The 21,782-nt window shown below is 36.8% G+C and carries 20 protein-coding genes; 9 read left to right on the top strand and 11 right to left on the bottom strand.

The window, feature by feature from the left end; genetic code table 11:
- Positions 1-6 precede the first annotated feature (6 nt).
- The 3 genes from RMA94_RS13040 to RMA94_RS13030 are packed head-to-tail and all read left to right on the top strand — an operon-like array spanning position 7 to position 2,133.
- Positions 7-306 (top strand): hypothetical protein, encoded by a 300-nt coding sequence (locus RMA94_RS13040; protein WP_311083287.1) that lies wholly within the window; start codon positions 7-9, stop codon positions 304-306.
- On the top strand, positions 299-1,855 hold the full coding sequence (locus RMA94_RS13035; protein WP_311083285.1) for a PepSY-associated TM helix domain-containing protein: 1,557 nt from the start codon (positions 299-301) through the stop codon (positions 1,853-1,855). The genes RMA94_RS13040 and RMA94_RS13035 overlap by 8 nt, the downstream gene beginning before the upstream one ends.
- Entirely contained in the window at positions 1,852-2,133 is a 282-nt protein-coding gene (locus tag RMA94_RS13030) for a DUF1634 domain-containing protein (protein WP_161282125.1), read from the top strand. The genes RMA94_RS13035 and RMA94_RS13030 overlap by 4 nt, the downstream gene beginning before the upstream one ends.
- Here RMA94_RS13030 and RMA94_RS13025 read toward each other — a convergent pair.
- A complete protein-coding gene (locus tag RMA94_RS13025; RefSeq protein WP_002122212.1) occupies positions 2,108-2,224 on the bottom strand; it encodes a hypothetical protein in 117 nt (38 codons plus the stop codon). The two genes, RMA94_RS13030 and RMA94_RS13025, sit on opposite strands and share 26 nt — an antisense overlap.
- A 61-nt stretch (positions 2,225-2,285) precedes the next feature.
- Between RMA94_RS13025 and RMA94_RS13020 the strand changes: the two genes are divergently transcribed.
- Both RMA94_RS13020 and RMA94_RS13015 read left to right on the top strand, forming a co-directional pair.
- Positions 2,286-3,173 (top strand): sulfite exporter TauE/SafE family protein, encoded by an 888-nt coding sequence (locus RMA94_RS13020; protein ID WP_014206645.1) that lies wholly within the window; start codon positions 2,286-2,288, stop codon positions 3,171-3,173.
- Between the two features lie 96 nt (positions 3,174-3,269).
- Complete coding sequence (locus RMA94_RS13015) at positions 3,270-4,379, top strand: 3-deoxy-7-phosphoheptulonate synthase (RefSeq protein ID WP_017482234.1); 1,110 nt, start codon at positions 3,270-3,272, stop codon at positions 4,377-4,379.
- 72 nt (positions 4,380-4,451) lie between these two features.
- On the opposite strand, the gene RMA94_RS13010 is transcribed toward RMA94_RS13015, so the two are convergent.
- The 9 genes from RMA94_RS13010 to ybaK form a co-directional block, all read right to left on the bottom strand.
- Entirely contained in the window at positions 4,452-5,195 is a 744-nt protein-coding gene (locus tag RMA94_RS13010) for an adenosylcobinamide-GDP ribazoletransferase (protein WP_311083281.1), read from the bottom strand.
- 107 nt (positions 5,196-5,302) lie between these two features.
- On the bottom strand, positions 5,303-6,871 hold the full coding sequence (locus RMA94_RS13005; protein ID WP_311083280.1) for a histidine-type phosphatase: 1,569 nt from the start codon (positions 6,869-6,871) through the stop codon (positions 5,303-5,305).
- Between the two features lie 124 nt (positions 6,872-6,995).
- The gene (locus RMA94_RS13000) at positions 6,996-7,595 is read right to left on the bottom strand and encodes a histidine phosphatase family protein (RefSeq protein ID WP_311083278.1); all 600 of its coding nucleotides are present in this window, start codon (positions 7,593-7,595) and stop codon (positions 6,996-6,998) included.
- The gene (cobT, locus tag RMA94_RS12995) at positions 7,588-8,643 is read right to left on the bottom strand and encodes a nicotinate-nucleotide--dimethylbenzimidazole phosphoribosyltransferase (protein WP_311083276.1); all 1,056 of its coding nucleotides are present in this window, start codon (positions 8,641-8,643) and stop codon (positions 7,588-7,590) included. Before cobT ends, RMA94_RS13000 begins: the two co-directional genes overlap by 8 nt.
- Position 8,644: 1 nt before the next feature.
- Positions 8,645-9,163 carry a bifunctional adenosylcobinamide kinase/adenosylcobinamide-phosphate guanylyltransferase gene (cobU, locus tag RMA94_RS12990; protein ID WP_075382912.1) on the bottom strand — a complete coding sequence of 173 codons (519 nt, stop codon included), beginning with the start codon at positions 9,161-9,163 and terminating at the stop codon, positions 8,645-8,647.
- On the bottom strand, positions 9,151-9,777 hold the full coding sequence (locus RMA94_RS12985; protein ID WP_086398973.1) for a 2'-5' RNA ligase family protein: 627 nt from the start codon (positions 9,775-9,777) through the stop codon (positions 9,151-9,153). The genes cobU and RMA94_RS12985 overlap by 13 nt, the downstream gene beginning before the upstream one ends.
- 100 nt (positions 9,778-9,877) lie before the next feature.
- On the bottom strand, positions 9,878-12,025 hold the full coding sequence (gene mtlD / locus RMA94_RS12980; protein ID WP_311083272.1) for a bifunctional mannitol-1-phosphate dehydrogenase/phosphatase: 2,148 nt from the start codon (positions 12,023-12,025) through the stop codon (positions 9,878-9,880).
- Positions 12,026-12,588: 563 nt separating this feature from the next.
- Complete coding sequence (locus RMA94_RS12975; protein WP_311083270.1) at positions 12,589-14,820, bottom strand: TonB-dependent receptor; 2,232 nt, start codon at positions 14,818-14,820, stop codon at positions 12,589-12,591.
- Positions 14,821-14,978: 158 nt separating this feature from the next.
- Positions 14,979-15,446, bottom strand: a complete 468-nt coding sequence (ybaK, locus tag RMA94_RS12970; protein WP_311084031.1) for a Cys-tRNA(Pro) deacylase — start codon at positions 15,444-15,446, stop codon at positions 14,979-14,981.
- Between the two features lie 189 nt (positions 15,447-15,635).
- On the opposite strand from ybaK, the gene RMA94_RS12965 reads away from it, so the two are divergent.
- From RMA94_RS12965 to RMA94_RS12950, 4 genes are all read left to right on the top strand, one after another.
- Positions 15,636-15,938 (top strand): hypothetical protein, encoded by a 303-nt coding sequence (locus RMA94_RS12965; protein WP_005076193.1) that lies wholly within the window; start codon positions 15,636-15,638, stop codon positions 15,936-15,938.
- A gap of 234 nt (positions 15,939-16,172) precedes the next feature.
- Entirely contained in the window at positions 16,173-17,546 is a 1,374-nt protein-coding gene (locus RMA94_RS12960) for an AarF/ABC1/UbiB kinase family protein (RefSeq protein WP_017386866.1), read from the top strand.
- A gap of 228 nt (positions 17,547-17,774) precedes the next feature.
- Positions 17,775-19,058, top strand: a complete 1,284-nt coding sequence (locus RMA94_RS12955) for an acyl-CoA dehydrogenase family protein (protein WP_126645232.1) — start codon at positions 17,775-17,777, stop codon at positions 19,056-19,058.
- Between the two features lie 23 nt (positions 19,059-19,081).
- Positions 19,082-20,287 (top strand): acyl-CoA dehydrogenase family protein, encoded by a 1,206-nt coding sequence (locus RMA94_RS12950; RefSeq protein WP_014206631.1) that lies wholly within the window; start codon positions 19,082-19,084, stop codon positions 20,285-20,287.
- Between the two features lie 125 nt (positions 20,288-20,412).
- Here the strand turns inward: RMA94_RS12950 and RMA94_RS12945 are convergent, their stop codons facing one another.
- Positions 20,413-21,624, bottom strand: coding sequence for an alkane 1-monooxygenase (locus RMA94_RS12945; RefSeq protein ID WP_005076204.1), 1,212 nt, complete (start codon positions 21,622-21,624; stop codon positions 20,413-20,415).
- Positions 21,625-21,782: the final 158 nt, after the last annotated feature.

Below are 21,782 nucleotides of genomic sequence, written 5' to 3'. Positions count from 1 at the left end.
GTAAAGATGTCCAAAACTGTAAATCTCCCTATGTCATATCGTATAAAAGTTTTCTATCGATTCTTGCTAGTTTTCGGTATGGGCTTTGCCTGTATGGCGTATTTAAGTCTTGGACTCACTGGAATTTTCCTTTTGAATCTGGACAAAGCTGAGGCTATCTATCTTTCAGCATTTATAGCGATTTTATTTTACGTAGTCTTTGTAATTGTTGGTTTCTGCGTTCAATCATTAGTGCGACTGACCATTTTATCAATCGCACTATTTGCCCTTTTCTTTATTGTGACACGGACGGTGGGTTATGCATAAAGGTATACGTCAATCTATGGCATGGCTACACTCATGGACTGGCTTAATTTTTGGGTGGCTCGTATTTGCCATTTTCTTAATGGGTAGCCTATCTTATTACCGCCACGAAATTAATTTATGGATGCAGCCTGCACTTGCACAATATGAAGTAAAGCAAGATATTGCTATTAAAACAGCATATCAATATTTACAAGAAAACGCTCCAGATGCCAAATCTTGGTATTTAACAGTTGCTACACCAGAAAGTCCCGTCAACACTATGTATTGGGAAAAAGCTGACGGCGGTTATGGTAATGCCACACTTGATGCTAACACGGGAAAAGAACTCCAACTTTCGGCAACCCTAGGCGGAGATTTTTTTTACCGCTTCCATTACCAACTTTTTGGCATTCCAATAATGGTTGGGCGATTAGTCGTATGTCTTGCTGCATTTATTATGCTGATTGCTTTGGTTTCAGGCATTATTACCCATAAAAAAATATTCACTGACTTTTTTACTTTACGTACATTTAAGTCTCAGCGTTCATGGCTAGACTTTCATAATATTTCTTCAGTCGTTGCTCTGCCCTTCTTTTTAACCATTACATTTACAGGCTTAGCTATTTTCTTTTATTTATATTTGCCTTGGGGAATGCAAAAACTTTACCCTGAAAACCCTTATCAATATTTTACTGAAATTCGTACAAAGACCGGACTTGAGAATCAATCGATTCACCCTGCTCAAAACTTAGCGATTGAGAAGTTATTGAGCCAAGTTCAACAAAGTTGGGGCAACCAACCTTTATCAACAATGAGTGTAAAAAATCCAAATACCAATCAAGCTCAAATTACATTTATTCAAAAAGAAGACCGCACTATTACTCGAAATCAGCCTCAAATTACATTAAATGCTTCAACTGGCAAAGTCTTGGCAGATACACGTAATAATAGCCCTATTGCAACATTGAATGCGGGTGTTTATGGCCTGCACATGGCAACATTTGCTCAGCCTTTACTTCGTTTAGGATTCTTTTTCTCAGGCATTTTAGGCTGTGTAATGATTGCCTCTGGTTTGTTACTTTGGAGTCTTAAACGACAAATTCAAAATAAAAGTAGTCAGTTTCATTTCGGGCACTATTTAGTTGACCGTTTAAATGTTGCAGCGTTTGTTGGCTTACCTTGTGCAACTGTCGCCTATTTAAGCGCCAATCGATTGTTTACAGTCACTTCAACCACGATCAATTATGAAATTTATAGCTTTTTCTTGGTTTGGTTAATCAGCTTAATCATTGCATTAATCACTAAAAAGCAGCATTTGTGGCGAACTCAACTTAGCGTTTTTATTATGCTGTGTCTTGCACTTCCAATCTTAAATCTAATTTATTTACTTAAACATGAGTATGTTCAAAGCCTCAGTGATTATTGGATCTTTGCACGTGTAGATGTATTTTTGTGGCTATTTGCAGCTTTAGCCATTTTTATATTTTGCAAAATTCAACCTATCCAGCATAAAGCCATAGAAAAAATTCAAAAAAAACTGAATAAATTAAATACTGAGGTGAGCTCATGATTCTTATAGCTTTCATCTTAATTTTATTAGGGATGTATATGTTGTTTATGGCGAGCGAGAAATATCGATCGCCGAAATCAACAGGTCATTTCAAATCGTTAGCTCAAAAATATTACCGGCACTTTAAAATAGCTGCATTCATGCTATTTGGTTTATGCGCATTTATTCTTATTCAACAATATAAATTTTCAATTGGTTTTGTCAGTTGGTGGATCTTTGCAACGCCATTAACTTTTATTCTTATACTTTTAATTAACCCACTAAAGTCATCAAAATAATCATTTTCTTTAAAAAATGATGAAAAATAGTACAAGCTAAGCAAAATTTTCGTTGCTTAGCTTTTTTTTGCATAAGTAAATCATTATTCATGACAACTGTTTATCTCTAAAAGGAATAAGATATCTGCGTTTCGTGATAAGTGGCGATAAAGATGTCTGGTGCTTTTGAATTTATCTTAGCGGGTATGTTAGTTGGTTTCTGTGTAGGGATTACAGGAGTTGGTGGTGGATCATTAATGACACCAATTTTAATTAGCCTTTTTAGAATTGAACCTCATATCGCAATTGGTACCGATTTACTTTATGCTGCAATCTCAAAATTTTGTGGATCAATGGTTCACGCTCGAAAGCTCAATATTGTTTGGCCAATTGTTTTATGGCTAGCAGTAGGGAGTATCCCTGCATCTTTCATTACTTCATGGGTACTTGAGCATTATTTAAGCCAGTCAACACACTATAAAGCTGTACTCACCATGGTATTAGGCTTTATGTTGACCTTAACTGGTGTTTCCATCATTTTCCGTACGCGTATTGAGAAATTTTTTAATAAATTCAGAAGCAAAGAAGTCACTCAAACTGAAAATGAGCAGTTGGCAATCCATAAGAAACGTAGCTTTATCGTGATTATGGGCATCATTTTAGGTGTATTCGTAACACTTTCATCAGTTGGTGCGGGTGCATTTGGGATCATGGCACTTGTGATTATGTTCCCGAACTTGCCAATGATCCGAATTATCGGGTCGGATGTTGTACATGCAGTATTGCTTACCTTAGTGGCTGGCCTCGGACACATGAGTGCTGGTAACGTCGACTTTACACTTCTGATGTGGTTATTGGTGGGTTCAATTCCAGCAATTATTATTGGAACATTAATTAGCTCTCGTATGCCTGAACGTTTAATCCGAAAAATTCTAGGGATTACCCTATTTGCCCTCGGTGTTAACTTTATGGTTCATCCAGTCAAAGCAAAACCGAAAGCACCTGTGGTACAACAACAAGCAGTAGTTGCCGAAAAAACAGGCAACTCGACTGAAAGATAGTAAAATCAATAGGATTTTTCCAATCTGAAATACCATGAGATGTAGTATTTTCATAATTATTTCATGGTATATTCAGTACACAAAACAACCTTTAGTATGATCGAACCAGTGACAGCAATGACTACACATTCAAATTCCGTTTCAAAGCCAGATATCGACGACGTTAATATTAAAAGCATTCAAACTCTTGTAACACCAAATGAGCTTAAGTCAGAACTTCCTTTATCTGATGTTGCTTCGCAAACTGTTCTAAAAGGCCGCGAAACTATTCGTAATATTTTAGATGGTTCAGATAAACGTTTGTTTGTTGTTATTGGTCCTTGCTCTATTCACGACCCAAAAGCTGCTCACGAATATGCTGATCGCTTAAAAGCGCTAAGCGAAAAGGTTAAAGATACCCTATATCTAGTTATGCGTGTTTATTTTGAAAAACCACGTACAACAATTGGTTGGAAAGGCCTAATCAATGACCCAGATATGAACGACTCATTTAACATCGAAAAAGGTTTACGTATTGGTCGTAAACTCTTGCTTGAGTTAAATGAAAAAGGTTTGCCATGTGCAACTGAAGCACTCGATCCTAACTCTCCACAGTACTACCAAGACTTAATTTCATGGTCTGCAATTGGCGCACGTACAACCGAAAGTCAAACTCACCGTGAAATGTCTTCTGGCTTATCTTCACCAGTTGGTTTTAAAAATGGTACAGACGGTGGCTTAACTGTTGCAACCAATGCGATGCAATCTGTTAAATATGGCCATAGTTTCTTAGGCCTAAATGAAGATGGCCAAGTTTCAATTATTAATACAAATGGTAACCCTTATGCACACGTTGTATTACGTGGTGGTAATGGCAAACCGAACTATGACGCAGGCTCTGTTGCGGAAGCAGAAAATGCTTTAGCAAAAGCTAAAGTGAGCAACAAAATCATGATTGATGCGAGCCATGCTAACTCAAATAAAGACCCGTATTTACAACCGCTTGTTCTTAAAAATATTACTGAACAAATTTTAGATGGTAATAAGTCAATCGTAGGTATTATGGTTGAGAGTCATTTAAAAGGTGGACGCCAAGATATTCCTGACAATCTTTGTGATTTAGAATATGGCAAATCAGTAACTGATGGTTGTATCGACTGGGAAACTACTGAAAAGACATTGCTTGAAATGCATGAAGCTTTAAAAGATGTTTTACCAAACCGCTAATTCATCTTTTTAAGATTGAAAATTAAGCCCTCATTTTTTGAGGGCTTTTTTATTTTTGGATGAAACTCAAAATTAAACTAAATAAAAATAACTCGAAACAAAAGCAAAAAGCAGCACGGTTTCACTTAGTTCAATCGCTGCACCGACGGTATCCCCCGTAATACCACCAATTCTTTTAATAAACAGATGTCTTAAATAAATCAGACTGATTAAAAAGCCAATAACGGCGATGAGCCCTTGCCATTCCCAATACAAAGGTAATAGTAGAACGAACCCAGTGATTATCCATGAAGTTGTTTTAGATAAGTGATCTGTCAAAGAACGCCCTAAACCTTTTTCACGTACATATGGTGTAGTTAAGAATAAAATAGATGGCACCACACGCCCAAGGATAGGAACAAAGACTAAAAATAACGTTTGATGCTGTTCAATCAATACATAAACCAATGCAAATTTGAGCAAACATATGATAACTAAGCTGAGAACTCCAATTGGGCCACAACTTGGATCCTTCATGATTTGTAAAGTACGCAGCTTGTCACCAAAACCGCCTACCCACGCATCTGCAGTATCCGCTAGACCGTCTAGATGTAATCCCCCTGTCAGCCAAATCCATAAAGTGATTATGATAGTTGCAAGCAAAAAAACGGGTAATTTGGCAAAAAGACAGGCAACAATAAAAAGTATGCCGCCAATAATCAGACCGACTAGAGGATAAAACAAAATAGCTCGACCATTTTGTTGCGCCGTTGGTATAGTCTTTAACTCAATAGGCAGAACAGTTAAAAATTGCAATGCAATCCAAAAAGGTGTCATATCCAAGTCTCTAACTGATCTATATTTTAAAGCAAATTGGATTATGAAGAAATAAAAATGGGAATAGCAATCCCTATTCCCATTAAAGACTCCAAAAAACTGAAAATCTATTGCATTTGATAACACTGTTTCAATTTGATGTAGTCATAGTAAAAACTGGTTGGTGTGTAACGTGCATAGTTACATGCAGATTTAAACAAAGTTTCTTTTTCGTTATAAAGCATTTTAACCAAAGTAGAGCCTTGGCTATTTTGATAAATATCCCACTGCACATTTGCAGCCATAGGTGAAACTATTTCACCACGCCATGCGCTAGTTGAGTAATTATAAGTCTGATGTAGTGGTAAAGGCTGCATCATATTATGTAAATCTAGACTGGTTGCTAGAGGAATAATAATTTCAGCATGGGCAAAACGTAAAACTGCTTTGTATGGTTGAGCTTTATTTACAACCGCATCAACTTGTTGGAACAAGTCCTGTTTGAGTCCTTGGGCAATTTCACTTGTGACTTGATTTGACTCTGTGAAACTTGGGCCTTTTTCATAAAAATCATTCGCATCATTAAATTCAGCATAAAATTTTGCAGCGTCCAAAGGCATATATTTATCAAAATCAATACCTTTTAACTCATCTTTCATGCCGCCCGAAATTGAATAGAGCTCATAAATATAAGCTGCTGCATCTACTGCACTAGCAATCGTATTTTTGCCCTTACCTTTTTCTGTAATTTGCTCACCTTTAGGTGAAGTGACAGTAAAAGATCCAGTGTTGCTAAAACTATAACCTGTTGTACCAAGTTTTTTAATAAAGTCTGCTTTAAAAATCGGACTGAGCACTGTTTGAGCTGTTTTTTCAGCCTCGGTATTTTTCGACAACTCATCTAACTTTTGTGCTAAATCTTTATTATTTTCTTCAAAATCTTGATAGGCCTGACTAGCATCATAAATTTTTTGTTGGCTAGCACTCAAGGGTTGAGCTAAGTCTTCGTCTGCATTCAAACTATGAAAATAGAGTTTGAAACGATCAACGCCACCATCTTCAACAGTTGGCACGCTTTCACTCGATAAATTGGTATAAGACAATGGAACAATTTTATCTTTCAGTGGCGGTCGTTGTTTGATGAGTTCAGCAGTGAAGAATTTTGCACTATCTACCGCACGATCCACTCCAGAACTTTGTACCAAAATAGATGCTTGCGAGTTTAAAAGAGTTGGTAAGCGCTGTAATAAGCGATCGGCAATGCCGCGGTGTTCTAAAACACCAGTCATGGTTTCATTCCCATAACCATACTGGCGGATCCCTTCCACGCCATAACCTAATAAGATATTTGCCTTCATCATGGCTTCTAAATCAGCACCTAATTGCTCACCTAATGGTGTTAAGGCATTTTCTGATTTTGCCTGTTTCCATAAATTATAAAGTGCCAAATCATATTTCAGACTTGAGAGGCCTCTTGAACCGTGACGCGCCACTAACTCTGTAAAAACTGGCTGGAATCCATTCGGTGCTTGTTCATAGTTTTTTATTTCTTGTTGTGGTTGGTAAGGTGTTTTTGTTTGATAATATTTTGATGGGTTTGTGGATGGTACAGCTTGAGCTTCTTGATCATCATTATCGTTACAGGCTACGAGTAATAGTGATGCGGCGAGCATAGTTGTTTTAAATAAAATATTCATAAGCCAGATGTGTGATTAATAAGAAATGCCAATAGCTTAGTTTTTAGCAATGACAGTTCTATTACATAGACTTAAATATCTTTATAAAAATAATAACTTACAAGTGTATAAAAATATAAAACTACTATCTAAATATAAAAGTTAACTGTCCATCTGTTTCAGAAAATTCGAGTGAATATAATTTTCCAAGCTCTGCTGGCATTTTAAGTAAGTCATCTAGAGGTTGTTGTCTGGCTAAACAAGCCAATAGCTTAATCACACCGCCATGAGTAACAACTAAAGCATGCTGTAAGTTTTGCTTTTGCATATGCTTCAGCAAATCTTGAAAACCTTTAAGAACCCTTATTTGAAACTGGTTTAATGTTTCTGCGCGAGGTGGACAATATTGACTCGGTTTTTGCCAAAAATTTGCAAGTAATTCGGGTGAAGTTTCATAAATTTGCTGAGTTGAGACGCCTTCCCAATCACCAAAATACATTTCTTTTAAGTCATGATTTAGAAGTAAAGGCAGCTGAGTTGTCTTCGCAAGTTGCTCAGCAAAACAAGCACAACGCTTTAATGATGAACTTATAATGACATCCCATGGCTGATTAGCCACTTGCTCAATGGTTGACTGCATTTGCTGCCAACCTTTTGCTGTTAACTCATCATCTAAATGGCCACGTAAAGTATGGCTATATTGACTTTCGCCATGTCTAAGTAAATCAATTCTAAATTTACCCAATTTTATCCCCACTTACGGCAGCTTGAGCAAAGGTAGCCATTTGGTTGTGTAATACACATGCCATTTTAACTAATGCCAAAGCAGCGCCAGCACCACTACCTTCACCTAAACGTAAATTCATTTTTAAAATCGGCTCAGCATTGAGTTCTTGTAAAATACGCTGGTGTCCATATTCTGCCGATTGATGGCCAAAAAGTATCCAGTCACGCACTTTAGGGTTCATCCGCACTGCGCATAAAGCAGCGACCGAACTAATAAAACCATCCACAATGATAGGTAAGCCCACCTGCGCACAGCGGATATAAGCACCTGTAATTGCCGCAATTTCCAAACCACCAACTGCACACAGTGTTTTGAACGCATCGCCAGTAACATGTTTATGATGAAGTTCAATTGCCTTTTCAATTACTTCAATTTTATGTCTTAACTGATCTGCACCAATTCCTGTACCAAATCCAGTTAATTGCTCGGCAGTATCATTTAATAAAAGACATGCTAAGGCAGAAGCAGAACAGGTATTTCCTATACCCATTTCACCAGCAATATAAATATCTGCACCTTTAGATTTGGCCGTGTCTACACTGTTTTTACCTAACTCTAAAGCAGCACGACATTCATCTGCATTCATTGCAACTTGTTTAGCAAAATTTGCTGTGCCGGCACGAACACAATGACGTTCAACCCCTGCATATTCATATGCTTCACCAACTGTACCGCAATCAATCACTTGTAAATGAGCTTGATGATATTTGGCAATAACACTAATTGCTGCACCACCAGTCGTGAAGTTTTGTAACATTTGACGGGTAACGGCTTGAGGATATGCAGAGATATTTTCTTCAACCACGCCATGATCGCCAGCAAAAACTGTAATCCATGGATGGGTAATGTGTGGATGCGCATTTGATTGCAAACTAGCAAGTTTTACTGCTATCAGTTCTAGATCACCTAAAGCACCTGTAGGTTTGGTCAGTTGAAGCTGGTGTTGCTCAGCTTGTTGTTTTGCGTCCACATCAGGTTGCTGTACAGATTGTAACCACCAGTTCATTTTATTTCTCACCTTTTAAAATCATTGGAAAACCAGCCACACAAAACACAACCTTATCTGCAATTTGCCCTAAACTCTGATGCAGTCTGCCTGCTTCATCGACAAATCGACGACTAATCTCACCGAGTGGCACAACGCCTAAACCCGTTTCATTACTTACTAAAATAATTTCTGACTGAAGCGTGGGTAAAACTTTTAATAGTTGCTCACACTCAAGTTGTTGAACATTTTGATCTTCTAAAAGTAATAAATTGGTTAGCCAAAGTGTTAAACAATCCACAAGAATAATTTGATTAGGTCGATCAATTTTTTGCAGAATCTTTGCTAAATATAAAGGTTCTTCAACCAAAGACCAATGAGAAGGACGCTGATTTTGATGATGTGTTATTCGGCTTTGCATTTCAAAATCTTGCGCTTGCGCCGTTGCAACATAAGTGACAGCTAATTGCCTGTCTATTGCCGTTTGTTCAGCCAGTCGGCTTTTGCCGGAACGAGCTCCACCCAAAATCAGTTGCAACATGCATCACCTAAAAACAAATGCTGATACGGATATAACTTACCTTGTAAAATTTGAGCTTGATAATAACCAAATGTTAAATGCTCAACTTTAAGGTCAAATTCAGCCTGTTTATATTGTACAGGTAATTCAGAAATTTTTTGTAAAATCAAATCACTACTATAGTCTGTTTTATACAACCCTAAAGTGATGTGTGGGCAATAATCTAAAGCCGCAATTTCATTAGAAACTAAACCTAACTTTTGGCGTATCTGAAATAAGATATTTTCGGTATCTGCTATTTCTACAAATAGAGCACTACTAAAGCTATCGATTGAACCAATTTTTAAATGAAACGGAGCAAAATCTTCTTTTTTTAAGATTTCTCTTTGCTGCTCAAATTCACTCAAACTAAAGTCATCACTATAAACTCTGGTTTCGTGATCTAAAAATCCACATATAAACAGCGTGATATGATATTGACGACTATTAGGTTCTAATAAGAATTCTGAAAAATGCGCGCGCAAGGCATCTAAATAATCAACTGTTTTTTGATTATTAATTTCTAAATACCACAACGCATAATTTTGCCGTCCAAGATGCCACTCAGGATAATCTCGTATAGATGTTGGCACCATGAACGTCGAGGGTTTTAGCAACACAGCTTTAATTCAAAATCATTCAATTCTTGTATTAAAGCATGTTTGCCTTTCAGTTGTAGAGCATAATTAAAAGGATTTAGGCATATTGAGTACGCGCTTTTTCTGAGTTGACAATATTCATGTTTAAAGGCTGTTTGCCTTGTTCAGAAAATAAATATTGAACTAATTGCGTTAACTCAACTTCAAGTTGTGCTTTTTGAGCAGCACTCATATCCAGTTTTTTAACTTGCTCGTGTAAATGTTTAATTGCATTAGTCTCTTCAATTTCTAAAAATTGAATCGCATAGGCATACCCTAGTGCAGCACCTTTTAATAGATTTTTATAAGGCAAATTATGATCTATATTCACCTCAATTGACGCAATTACTCTTTCATTATGAGTTAATTTGCGAAGTGGATCTCTAGCAACTCTTTGACAAGGGTCTTTAAAAGCATATTCACATGAGTCTAGGAAGCTTTGTGCCATGCGATCCAGATCTTTTGCATAGTTAGGTAATACAATTGCAAGCCCTTGCTTTACTTCTCTTATTAAGTTTTCTGCAAATGCTTTAACTGAATGATCACCCATGGCAACACCAATAGATTCATAACCTAGTAAAGATGCGTACCAAGCAAGCATGGCATGCACGCCGTTCCATAGACGGTTTTTGATTAATTGAATGTCTGTAATCTGATTCACCAAGACAACTTGACGCAACTTTTCAAGTAAAGGGCTGCCTTTTTCTACATAAATTGGCATATCCGTTTCGCTATGAAACAGAATTAGATCCATGCTTTGTAATATATGGCCTGGCTGAAAATTACGGCGCATGTTATCGACATATAAAGATGCCTGGTTTTGCTGGTCTTGAGTCAGTTTATTACAGTCTTCAATTTCGATTTGTTCTTCGTGTTCAACATCTTCTAAATGCTGTTCAAGGAAATTATGCTTAATACGAAGTTGGCGATATAAATTTTGATTAGATAATTTTGAAACCATGCGATTTACAACGGTATCGCAAAAGTAATGTTCTTTTAAAATATGTTCAGTCACATCTTCATCGTTGGTCAATTCTAATAGAGCTTCTCTAAGATGCTTCATAACTAAATATTTCGCGCCGACTTTATTTAAAATAATTAGAAAAGTTAACGGTTCAATACATGTTTCAAGTGGCGAGTTAAAGCGAGCATATAATCCTTTTGCGATTATTTTTGCTTCAGCTTCGATGGCCTGTTCGGGTAAACACAGTGCGATCAAACTTGAATGGGTATACATCTCCAACATTTGTTGTTCATTTTCAGAATCAACAATGGTCATATTCTCAATACGTTCATCATAAGAAAATTGCCCATAGCGAATGCTATATGTTCCAAATGCATTCACAGCTTCGCGAAAAAGACTATTACGTGTTGAAGCAATAATTTTTTTTGGTTTTGTGTACCCATCCCAATGTGACAAGATTTGCGCTACGTAACCACCGCCAATAGCACCGAAACCATGTATTCCCACTGTCAGTTGATTCAGACTTTGCGGAAAAGATTCCTGCATTTCCGGCATGTCCATAACAGGGATAAATTGGTCGAGATCGGTTAAAAAGTCATACATCTGATCATAATAAAAATCTGCTTTTTCCAGCATTTCGTCATTTGGTTCTTTAATATCTTTTAATAAAATCGTTAAACCTTTTGAAGTATGAGCTGAAGTTAAACCATTTTCAGAATCTTCAAACATAAGACACTGGTTAGCGTCCAAGTGAAGTTGACTAGCAGCTTTTAAAAAGATTTCTGGATGTGGCTTTCCTTGCTCTACTTCATCACCACAGGTAATCACATCAAAAAATTTATAAACATTCGCATTAATTAAATATTCTTCGGCAATTGCCCTACGGCTTGAAGTCGCAACAGCCATTCTTAAACCAGATTTTCGTAAACGTTCTAAAACTTGAACCAAACCTTTTTTAATCGGTACGCCGTGTTTTCGAATATATTCGAGTTCCATCTCATCAGCTTTTTTTCGAATTTCTTTATATGGAACATTTACGCCATATAGACGTTGAGCCAGTTGCTCAGCAGTAGTTGCACTTAAGCCTAAACATTGCATTAAATATTCGTGTGAAAACTCCTGTCCAATGAGTTCTTGAGATGCCTGTTGCAATGTTTGAAACCGTAATCGCTCAGTGTCAAACATTGTCCCATCCATATCGAAGATAGCTCCGTGAACAGGTTTTCCATGAAAAATAAGCACGTTTTTACCTCTTTTTTTGATCATGTTTTATTCAGGGTATACAAAAAAATCGCTAAAAAGGTAGGATGTTAATAAATGAAACATTAGTGGTTATTTTTTAATCAAAAACATACTCGAACTGTTACTGTATAGAGTTAAATGTCCAAAAGAGTTGAAATGTATAAATAACTATGAAATGAACTTTAACTACAAAAGCAGTAGGCCATCCTCGCCTACTGCTTTTGGTTAGTTCTTTTTGTTGCGCTGATAATGTTTATTTTTCTTTGTTCCATTTACCGCTAGTTGAACCTGCCTATTTTTATAATATCCTGCAGGCGCTCACATACCAGAAATCAACTCATCTTTTTCAACATCATTATTATTGGAGTCTCTGGTATAACTTTAAATCGCCTAAAACTTAGCATTAAAGTAGTAGACGTTAAACTTAATTACTAGAATATTCCTCAACTTTCAATATAGATAATGATAATCATTTGCATTTAATAATGCAAGTTTATTTTATTATTTTTTTAATTTATTAAGGAATACCTATGATTTATAGATATTCCCTATCTCACTTCATATTAATAATTAAATGTATAACTGAGGCCGTAAGTACGTCCTTCAGCTGGTATACTTTCTACAAGACCATATACTTTTTCTGCTTGTTGACTATAGACAGTTCGATAGTCTCTATTCCAAACATTATATACACCAAAATCTATACGTCCTTTCCAAGCTGGAAAATGAGCCAAAACATCCATCGTGCTATAGCCCGTAATTTTTACAGCTGAAAGTGAACCATCTTTTACTGCTTCATTTGTACCTTTTATAGCAAGAATTTGCATACGAGCACCATATCCTTCATCACTGTTCCACTCGGCAAAAACAGTACCTTTGATTGGTGAAACTTGAAAAGCATTCAACTCTTTCCATTTACCATCCGTATCTTTATATTGACCTCGCGTATAACCCAGTGTTCCCCCAACTTTAAACTCTTCCATAAATGGGTAGGTCGCCGTTAGTTCAGCACCATATACACGTTGGTCTTTGTCCATAACCTCAGCAACAGTTTCTTTATTACTGTTCTTGTAGAATTGAACAACTTTATCTGAGGTATTATAGAAACCCGTTATACCTAGATTTAGGCTTTGCTCCCCTTGTAAACGCCAGCCTAGTTCATAGCTGTTTACACTAATAGGTTGAATATTCGCTGTTGAGATATTAAATGCATCACGCATCATCCGTTGTACATCTGGAAAGCTAAAACCTTGAGAGAAATTAGCAAATATTTGCTGCTCATCTGTTAATTTATATATCGCTCCCAAATTGAATAAAACAGCATCGTCATTTACAGATCCGCTTGGCTGTATGCCATTTTTAGTCGAGTACTGTTCTGTTTCAGCTTTGATATATTGGTAACGAGTACCAGCCTGGACATTCATACGGTCTGTTAAAGCGTAATCACCTTGTATAAAAATGCCAGCACTTTGAATTGTTGTATTTGGACCGGCATCGGAAGTTTTACCTGTAGGTTTATAGGTCAAACCTGTATTAAACGCTGTGAAATGCTCATAATGTTGATGATCTTTTTCATGTTCATAATCTAAACCATAAGTTAGATTAAGATCACGATTCATAATATTTAAATCACTTTGTACTGTTGAACGCAGACCAGCCACTTCGATTTCAGATTGAGATTGCTTTGCTTCTGTACCTTCCCCTCCTAAAAAGACTGGAAAGAAACGAGCATCTTCTTTACGGTAATATCCTTCTAAATTTAAGACCTGACCTAAAATATCTTTATTTTGGTATTGAGTGTTGAATGCATAGCGCTCTGTAAAAGGCTGATTAGATATTTCTAAACCCTTTTTCCCAATATATGAGTTAGGCGCTCCTCCATAAATATAATTTTTCCCATAATCAGGACCATAATTCGTATCTTGTTCATCCTTATAATACTGTGCACCCAAACTTAGTGATTGGTTATCAGTTAAATCTATATTTATACGACTATTAATATCAATTGTATCAGTATCAGGACGGCTACCTTGCATAGGTGCTATAGCAATACGATCACCATGGCTATCGAACTGAGATCCGCGACTAGTGAAATTAGCCCCTAAGAAACCATTTATATTATCTTTATTAAATGAAATAGATTGGCCAATATCATAAGCTAGACTATCACTTCGAAATGTATCGGAAGACGCAATACCAAGTTTAGTTTCAAAACTTACTGGTTTAGTCGAATCAGCACGTTTCGTAATAATATTAATAATCCCGCCGGTAGAACCTGATCCATAAATACTTGTAGCTCCTGAAAGAACTTCAATACGTTCAATCATGCCTGGACTAATACTATTTAGCTGCCGAGCAACATCGCGTGAGCCATTTTGTGATACACCGTCAATCATAATCATGACATCACGACCACGCATTGTTTGCCCATAGTTGGTAGTCGTTCCACTACTCACCCCAAGTGATGGAACCAACTGAGCCAGAATATCGGCAATTTTTCGTCCAGCAGTTGCCTGTTGTTCAATTTGCTGCTTTTCAATCGTTTGAACTGTGCCGGCAATTTCAGCAATATTTTTGGGCGTCCTTGTCGCCGTCACTATAATTTTTTGCAATTGAGCTACAGGCTTTTGTGTCGGTTGATTATTAAGGATTTCCTTTTCAATATTTGTATTTGCATAAACCTGCTGCGCAAATATTGCTGCTAGAGCAATACAACAAGGTTTTAATTTAAAATACCGTGATTCTGCACACATCAGATGATTTGAGTTAGCCCCAACCTTTTTGTATTGATTCATTTTCCCTTTCTCCAAACCCAAAAGTTATTAGATAGTTATAAGGCTCGGGATAATACTAAATATAAATAATAATGAGAATTGTTTTTATTAAAATAACTTGATTTAATACTACCTATCTTAAAATTAGTTAATTTAATGAGATAAGAAAGAGATTTATTTTACTTATCAAGTACATCAACAAATTGAGCATTTAAGAGTTGTGCTAGATCTTTCGGGTTTAAGCCAATATCTAGTCCCCGTTTCCCTCCACTCACATAGATTTTGCTGAACTCTTGTGCAGATGCATCAATAACGGTTTTTAAGCGTTTCTTCTGACCTAAAGGACTAATCCCTCCGACCAAATACCCCGTTAAACGTTCAGCGTCTTTTGGATTGGCTATTTGCAATTTTTTACAGCCAAACGCCGTAGCCACTTTTTTTAAATTTAATTGATGATTAACTGGCAATACTGCAACAAAAAAATTCTTATCATCGCTAACCATCAATGTTTTGAATACTTCCCTTACATCTAAATTTAGTTTTTCTGCTGCTTCTAATCCAAAACTTTTAGCATTTGAATCATGTTCATATTCATGAATAGAAAATTCGATTTTATTACTTTTTAACAGTCTACATGCAGGAGTCATAATAAGTAGTGTTATAGATGAAATTATTTGGATTATAGTTTTTTTAGAAAAATTTTTAAATTTGCTTAGGCTATTTACAAGAATTACATAAAAAATCAAACAGCAACTGAATAAAAAATAATCTCAACTTGATATTCATGGCTCGACTCCATATATTTTATTTAGATTTAAGTCTGAGCTGACAATTTTATGAGTTATAAACACAACAATCTGATGGCTATGCGTCACCGTTTTTGGGATGAATCTTCAGATTATGTCTTAAATGAAAAGCAGTTTTTACAGCAGACGTTAATTGAACAAGGCATCTTTAATAACGCAACACTCGAGGATGTTAAGTATTTTTTCTATACCTTACCCAGCATTATTATTGTAAAAGCTCATGCACTTGGTTTTATGCATGATTCAGTCAAACAAATGTTATTACAGCATATTCAGTCCAATCGCCTTCACTTAATGCAGAAGTCTGAATTGAAGATCCAATTTAAAATGTAATTTAAGTTTTTGTGAAAGATCCGTTTTTACCCTAGTTTTACTCACCTGAACGCTGTAAGTTTCTTAAATTTTAAAATTGCTTAGGCTATTTTAAAGTTAATGAAATAAAGATAGCCATTTCGACTGATCATTCAGTCTGAGAGAACTATTTTAATACGCTCAAAACATGTAATATTCGTTACAATTTTAGATCACCAGCGTTTGGCTGCATGATGCGCATAGGATTCTATTTTCATGTCAAATCAGAAAGATAAGCTTAAGAGTTTAAAAACTTCTTCCATGGATCGACGCTTATCAATCGCGAAAGCTTCTTTACTTGCAGGAACACGTTGGGCAACTGCAAGTGCCTCTTCTTTATTTTCTAATGAGGAAGAAAAAGAAAAGAAACGCAAAAAAGCGATGAGCGAGCAAGCTAATTATCTGGTTTCTGAAATAGGTAAACTTAAGGGTTCTATTGTTAAGATTGGCCAAATGATGGCCCTTTATGGTGAACATTTTTTACCTGAAGAAATTACACAAGCATTAAACACCTTAAATAACCAGACAGTTGCTTTAGATTGGCCTGCAATTAAGCCGCACCTTCAAGAGCAATTGGGCGCTAAATTAAATGATTTAACAATTGATCATGAGCCAATTGGTACGGCCTCTCTCGCACAAGTACACCGTGCAACGCGTAAATCAGATGGTTTAGAGTTAGTTTTAAAGATTCAATATCCGGGCGTTGCAAATGCTATTGACTCCGATATGAGTTTGTTTAAAAACATGCTTAAACTGACGCGTATGGTTCCACAAACCCGTGAATTTGATCAGTGGTTTGATGAAGTACGTGAAATGATGCATCGTGAAGTTGACTATGATGTTGAAGCTGCCACTACTCGTCGCTTTGGTGAACGCTTAAAAGATGATGAGCGCTATATTGTTCCTACAATTGTAGATGAATATTGCACAAATCAAGTGCTCTGCATGACTTTTGAACGTGGTGTGCCAATTAATAGCCCTGTGATGTTGTCATTACCTCAGGAACGTCGTAATCAACTCGGTGAAGCGTCATTAGAGATTGCGGTTCGTGAAATTTTTGAATGGGGTGAAATGCAAACTGACCCTAACTTTGGTAATTACCTTGTTCGTTTAGGTAATGGCCAAGACATTCAAGACAAAATTGTATTATTAGATTTTGGTGCTATTCGCCAGTTTGATGAACACTTGCTATCAGTTGCCCGTCAACTCATTCAGGCAGGTTATCAACATAATAAAGATGCAATGGTCAAAGCCATGACTGGTTACGAGTTCTTTGATGCGATGCCTGAAAGTATTAAACCAGGTATGGCTGATGTCTTTTTACTTGCAACAGAAGCATTCAGTACTCCTGCAAATAACCCAGATATGCCCGCTGGTCTTATGGATGAACACGAACGTTATGACTGGAAGAAAAGCCAGCTTCATAGCCGTGTTATGCAACAAGCTAGTAAATCAATGGCTTCACGTTATTTTTCAGTTCCGCCAAAAGAGTTTATGTTTATTAGCCGTAAATTCATTGGAGCCTACACATTTATGACGGTTATTGATGCAAAAACCAATGTGCGACGTATGATTCGTAACTTTGCTTGATTTAATGAATGACTAGAATGATTCCATGTCATTCTAGTCAATCCTTCTCGGCTCCCCAACATTGCAATTATTTTAAATAAATAAAATCAAAAACTTATAATTTTCTTATTTTCTATTTACCATTTATCTACTCATTTTTCGAATGTCAGTAACGACATAGTTTTTTAATATGAGGCGTGTCAGCATAAAACAATAACAATGTGTTAGGACACCATAATCATGACAAGTATGATCAATAAAGCTCAGGGTTTGGGTTTATCGCTGATCACAAGATTGGCTGGAAGCGATGTACTTGATCAACTCAAGTTGCGTAAATTTGTTGAAAAATCTCTTTATCAAGGTTCAAAAGCTGGCTTTAGAGCATTAACGCAGACTCAAAAAGCATTTAAGCCCAAGCAAATCTCTCAACAACGTTTACCTCGCCAACAAAAAAATTTATTTGATTTAAGTTTAACCGAAGAACAACAAATGACTTCTGAAGCAATGTCTCAATTTGCTCAAGAGGTTTTATTGGAGTTAGCTCATGATGCCGATCAGGAAGCTCAGTTTCCTGAAACTCTTTGGCAATATGTTGAAGATTTAGGACTTAACTATTATGCACTTCCAGAAGCACTCGGTGGAGTAGCAGCCGAACAAAATATCGTTAGTAACTTATTAATTGCTGAAAAACTAGCTGAAGGTGATTTTAGTCTTACAGCAGGATTACTCAGTACATTTAGCGTTATTAATGCAATCACACGTTGGGGTTCTGCTGAAGTTCAGTCGATGTACCTACCATGTTTTGCAGAAGACTCAGACATTACAGCAACTTTTGCTGTTCAAGAAACAACTCCAGCATTTAATCCTTATGCTTTAAAAACAAAAGCATCACTTGAAAATGATAAGTTTTTTATTGATGGTGAAAAAACATTAGTGATTTTAGGCGATTTAGCTGATGTATTTTTAGTAAGTGCAGACTTTAACGGCAAGCCAGACGTATTCGTCGTGCAGTGTAATGAAACAATTTCAATAAAAAATACTCCGGCCATGGGTCTTAAAGCGACAGAAACAGCAACTCTTCGCTTTAATCACACTCCTGCTCTACGTTTAGGTGCAACAGATTTTGATTACACAGCCTTTGTAGATTTAGGCAACTTAATGTGGTGTGCAATGGCTGTGGGTACATGTGAAGCTGTAAAAGCTTACTGTATTAAATATGCCAATGAACGAACTGCATTCGGTGAACCTATTTCACATCGTCAAAGTGTCGCTTTCATGATTGCAGATATGGCAATTGAAATTGATGCAATGCGTATGTTGATTTTAAATGCAGCAAGCCTTGCAGAGTCAGGCAAGCCATTTCACCGTGAAGCTTACTTAGCCCATCTACTTTGTGCTGAAAAATCCATGAAAATTGGCACAGACGGTGTGCAAATTCTTGGTGGACATGGTTTCACAAAAGAACATCCTGTTGAACGTTGGTACCGCGATTTACGGGCTACTGCAATTTTACAATCTGGCTTACATGCTTAAAAGATCAATCAGAGGATACTTTAATGAATTTACAAAATCCTAAAAAATTCAAAATGATGATTGATCAAGCACATGATGTTGCGATCAATGTATTACGCCCGATTTCCCGTAAATATGATAAAGCTGAACATGCATATCCAAAAGAACTTGATATGCTTGCCTCCCTTATTGATGGCATGAATGAAGGTGGTGAAGGAATTAATGCTGGTGCTGCGGGTGCTGGAAAGCGCGGTGATACCGACAATGAAGGTATTCGCAATGGAACCAACATGTCGACCGCTCTTGGAATTATTGAGATGTGTTATGGCGATACAGGCTTATTACTGAGTATGCCTCGTCAGGGTCTTGGAAACTCAGCAATTGCTGCTGTCGCAAATGATGAGCAATTAGAACGGTTCAAAGGAACATGGGCAGCAATGGCCATCACCGAACCGGGTTGTGGCTCCGACTCTGCCGCTATCCGTACCACGGCAACTAAAGATGGCAATGACTACATTCTAAATGGTGAAAAGATTTTTGTGACCTCAGGTGAACGAGCAGACTCTGTCGTTGTTTGGGCCACACTTGATCGCAAACTTGGCCGTGCAGCTATTAAATCATTTGTAGTACCCAAAGGTACGCCTGGCATGAAGGTCGAACGTCTCGAACATAAATTAGGAATTAAAGCATCAGACACAGCAGTCATCAGTTTTATTGACTGCCGTGTACCAGCAGAGAACCTTTTGGGTAATGCCGAAGTGGATGTTGCTAAAGGTTTCGCTGGAGTAATGGAAACTTTTGACAATACACGCCCTCTAGTTGCAGCAATGGCAATCGGTTGTGCGAAAGCTTCACTAGAGCGTATTAAAGAGATTTTTAAAGATCAGCTTGATCCTGACTACTCGACTCCCTATTTGCATGCTTCTAACCTTGCAGCACAAATCTACCGTATGGAGGCTGAATGGGAAGCTGCTCGTCTGCTCATGTTAAAAGCAACATGGATGGCTGATAACAAAAAGCCAAATTCTAAAGAAGCTTCTATTGCAAAAGCAAAAGCAGGTCGTGTTGGTAACGAGATCACTTTAAAATGTGTCGAGTTAGCAGCAAGTGTTGGCTATAACGAAGATGAACTACTTGAGAAATGGGCACGTGATTCAAAGATTCTTGATATTTTTGAAGGTACTCAGCAAATTCAACAATTAATTATTGCGCGTCGTGAGCTTGGTAAATCTTCCAGTGAATTAAAATAAAAAAGACGCAAGAGAATCTAAACTCTTTTGCTTCATAACTCTAAGATTTATCTAAAAGATAAAACCCTCTAATCACATGATTAGAGGGTTTGGTATTTCAGGAATATATATTATTTATTCAATTTTTATGCTTCTAATGATTTATCTACTGCACCAAATTTTTTGAAGATTTTTGCACGTCGTTTTGGTGAAATATTCGCTTTGTTCAAATCACCTTTATAGTGATCAAAAACTCGCTTATCCATTATTTTGAACCACAACGAAGGAATTAACGCAGGTAATAACATACTTGCATAACCACTTGGTAATTCTGGCGCCTCATCAAAATGACGTAATGCTTGGAATGGACGAGTCGGATAAGCATGATGATCTGAGTGACGCTGCAACTGGTACAGAAATAAGTTTGTTACTACGTTGTTATTGTTCCAGCTATGCTCTGGCATTGTGCGCTCATATTGACCATTTTCTTTTTTCTGACGCAGTAAGCCATAATGTTCAATATAGTTAATAATTTCAAAAAGACTAATGCCATAAAATGCTTGTGTCGCTAAATATGGAATTGTACTTTTACCAAAAATTCCCACCATAGAAGCATGAAAAGCAGCACTCATTCCCCAGCCTTGTAATAATTCATTATCTGCTGACCAGAACTCTTTTCCTTTACGTTTTAAACGATTTTTCTCGATTTCAATTGCAGACTTAAAAGAACCTACAACTGTACGTGGCCAGAACTCATAAAATGTTTCGCCCATACGTGAAGAAGCGGGATCTTCAGGAGTTGCTGCACGTTTATGGTGTCCATAAGGATGTTCGATACGGAAATGGTTATAACCTGTAGGAACTAAAGCAAGATGAGATAAAATATGATCAATACGATCATGCTTATGACTTAATTCATGGGCTGTATTAATCGCAATACCATTAATCGCCCCCATTGAAACACCGAGCAAAATTTTATCAATGAATGACGTAGTTTTACGGCTTGTTAAATAACATGCATAAACATTTGCAGCATATTGTAATGGGATAAAGCTCTTCACTAACCGTGAATAATACGGATCTTTTTCAAGAAGCTTAATTTCTTCGTCGGTTGGATTACGTGCATCTTTACCAATAATCGTATCAATTGCAGGAATCACAACGTGTAATAAAAGTGGGCCACCTAAAGCAAATACTTTCTTTAATGGGCGTGGACCAAAATGGTATCCAGCTAAAATACCTAAACCAATTACAGGTAGAGCCGGACTAATCATCCATAAATAGCGCTTACGATCTATCTCACGCATAGACGCTGGCACTGGCATAAGTTCTTGCTGAACATTTACTGGTGCATTCATAGTCATATTTCCTTTTTCTATATATCTATATAGTTAAAGAAATAGTACTTACTTAACAGTAGTAACCGTCCAAAAAACCTATTTCAAAGTCTTTGGCATTTTCTTCCACTTTTTTGTCCTAAAAACACATGTTGATCTATTCTTATAGCTCACTATAA

The sequence above is a fragment of the Acinetobacter sp. V115_6 genome (genome assembly GCF_031799025.1).
Taxonomy (GTDB): domain Bacteria; phylum Pseudomonadota; class Gammaproteobacteria; order Pseudomonadales; family Moraxellaceae; genus Acinetobacter; species Acinetobacter pittii.
The sequence above is the reverse complement of the archived record's forward strand: the minus strand, read 5'-3'. Positions and strand labels throughout refer to the sequence as shown.

What these genes read in the sequence shown, in the direction of transcription:
- RMA94_RS13040 (WP_311083287.1), top strand. Translation starts at nt 7, where the DNA reads ATGTCCAAAACTGTAAATCTCCCTATGTCATATCGTATAAAAGTTTTC.
- RMA94_RS13035 (WP_311083285.1), top strand. Translation starts at nt 299, where the DNA reads ATGCATAAAGGTATACGTCAATCTATGGCATGGCTACACTCATGGACT.
- RMA94_RS13030 (WP_161282125.1), top strand. Translation starts at nt 1,852, where the DNA reads ATGATTCTTATAGCTTTCATCTTAATTTTATTAGGGATGTATATGTTG.
- RMA94_RS13025 (WP_002122212.1), bottom strand. Translation starts at nt 2,224, where the DNA reads ATGAATAATGATTTACTTATGCAAAAAAAAGCTAAGCAACGAAAATTT.
- RMA94_RS13020 (WP_014206645.1), top strand. Translation starts at nt 2,286, where the DNA reads ATGTCTGGTGCTTTTGAATTTATCTTAGCGGGTATGTTAGTTGGTTTC.
- RMA94_RS13015 (WP_017482234.1), top strand. Translation starts at nt 3,270, where the DNA reads ATGATCGAACCAGTGACAGCAATGACTACACATTCAAATTCCGTTTCA.
- RMA94_RS13010 (WP_311083281.1), bottom strand. Translation starts at nt 5,195, where the DNA reads ATGACACCTTTTTGGATTGCATTGCAATTTTTAACTGTTCTGCCTATT.
- RMA94_RS13005 (WP_311083280.1), bottom strand. Translation starts at nt 6,871, where the DNA reads ATGAATATTTTATTTAAAACAACTATGCTCGCCGCATCACTATTACTC.
- cobT (WP_311083276.1), bottom strand. Translation starts at nt 8,643, where the DNA reads ATGAACTGGTGGTTACAATCTGTACAGCAACCTGATGTGGACGCAAAA.
- cobU (WP_075382912.1), bottom strand. Translation starts at nt 9,163, where the DNA reads ATGTTGCAACTGATTTTGGGTGGAGCTCGTTCCGGCAAAAGCCGACTG.
- RMA94_RS12985 (WP_086398973.1), bottom strand. Translation starts at nt 9,777, where the DNA reads ATGGTGCCAACATCTATACGAGATTATCCTGAGTGGCATCTTGGACGG.
- RMA94_RS12975 (WP_311083270.1), bottom strand. Translation starts at nt 14,820, where the DNA reads ATGAATCAATACAAAAAGGTTGGGGCTAACTCAAATCATCTGATGTGT.
- ybaK (WP_311084031.1), bottom strand. Translation starts at nt 15,446, where the DNA reads ATGACTCCTGCATGTAGACTGTTAAAAAGTAATAAAATCGAATTTTCT.
- RMA94_RS12965 (WP_005076193.1), top strand. Translation starts at nt 15,636, where the DNA reads ATGAGTTATAAACACAACAATCTGATGGCTATGCGTCACCGTTTTTGG.
- RMA94_RS12960 (WP_017386866.1), top strand. Translation starts at nt 16,173, where the DNA reads ATGTCAAATCAGAAAGATAAGCTTAAGAGTTTAAAAACTTCTTCCATG.
- RMA94_RS12955 (WP_126645232.1), top strand. Translation starts at nt 17,775, where the DNA reads ATGATCAATAAAGCTCAGGGTTTGGGTTTATCGCTGATCACAAGATTG.
- RMA94_RS12950 (WP_014206631.1), top strand. Translation starts at nt 19,082, where the DNA reads ATGAATTTACAAAATCCTAAAAAATTCAAAATGATGATTGATCAAGCA.
- RMA94_RS12945 (WP_005076204.1), bottom strand. Translation starts at nt 21,624, where the DNA reads ATGAATGCACCAGTAAATGTTCAGCAAGAACTTATGCCAGTGCCAGCG.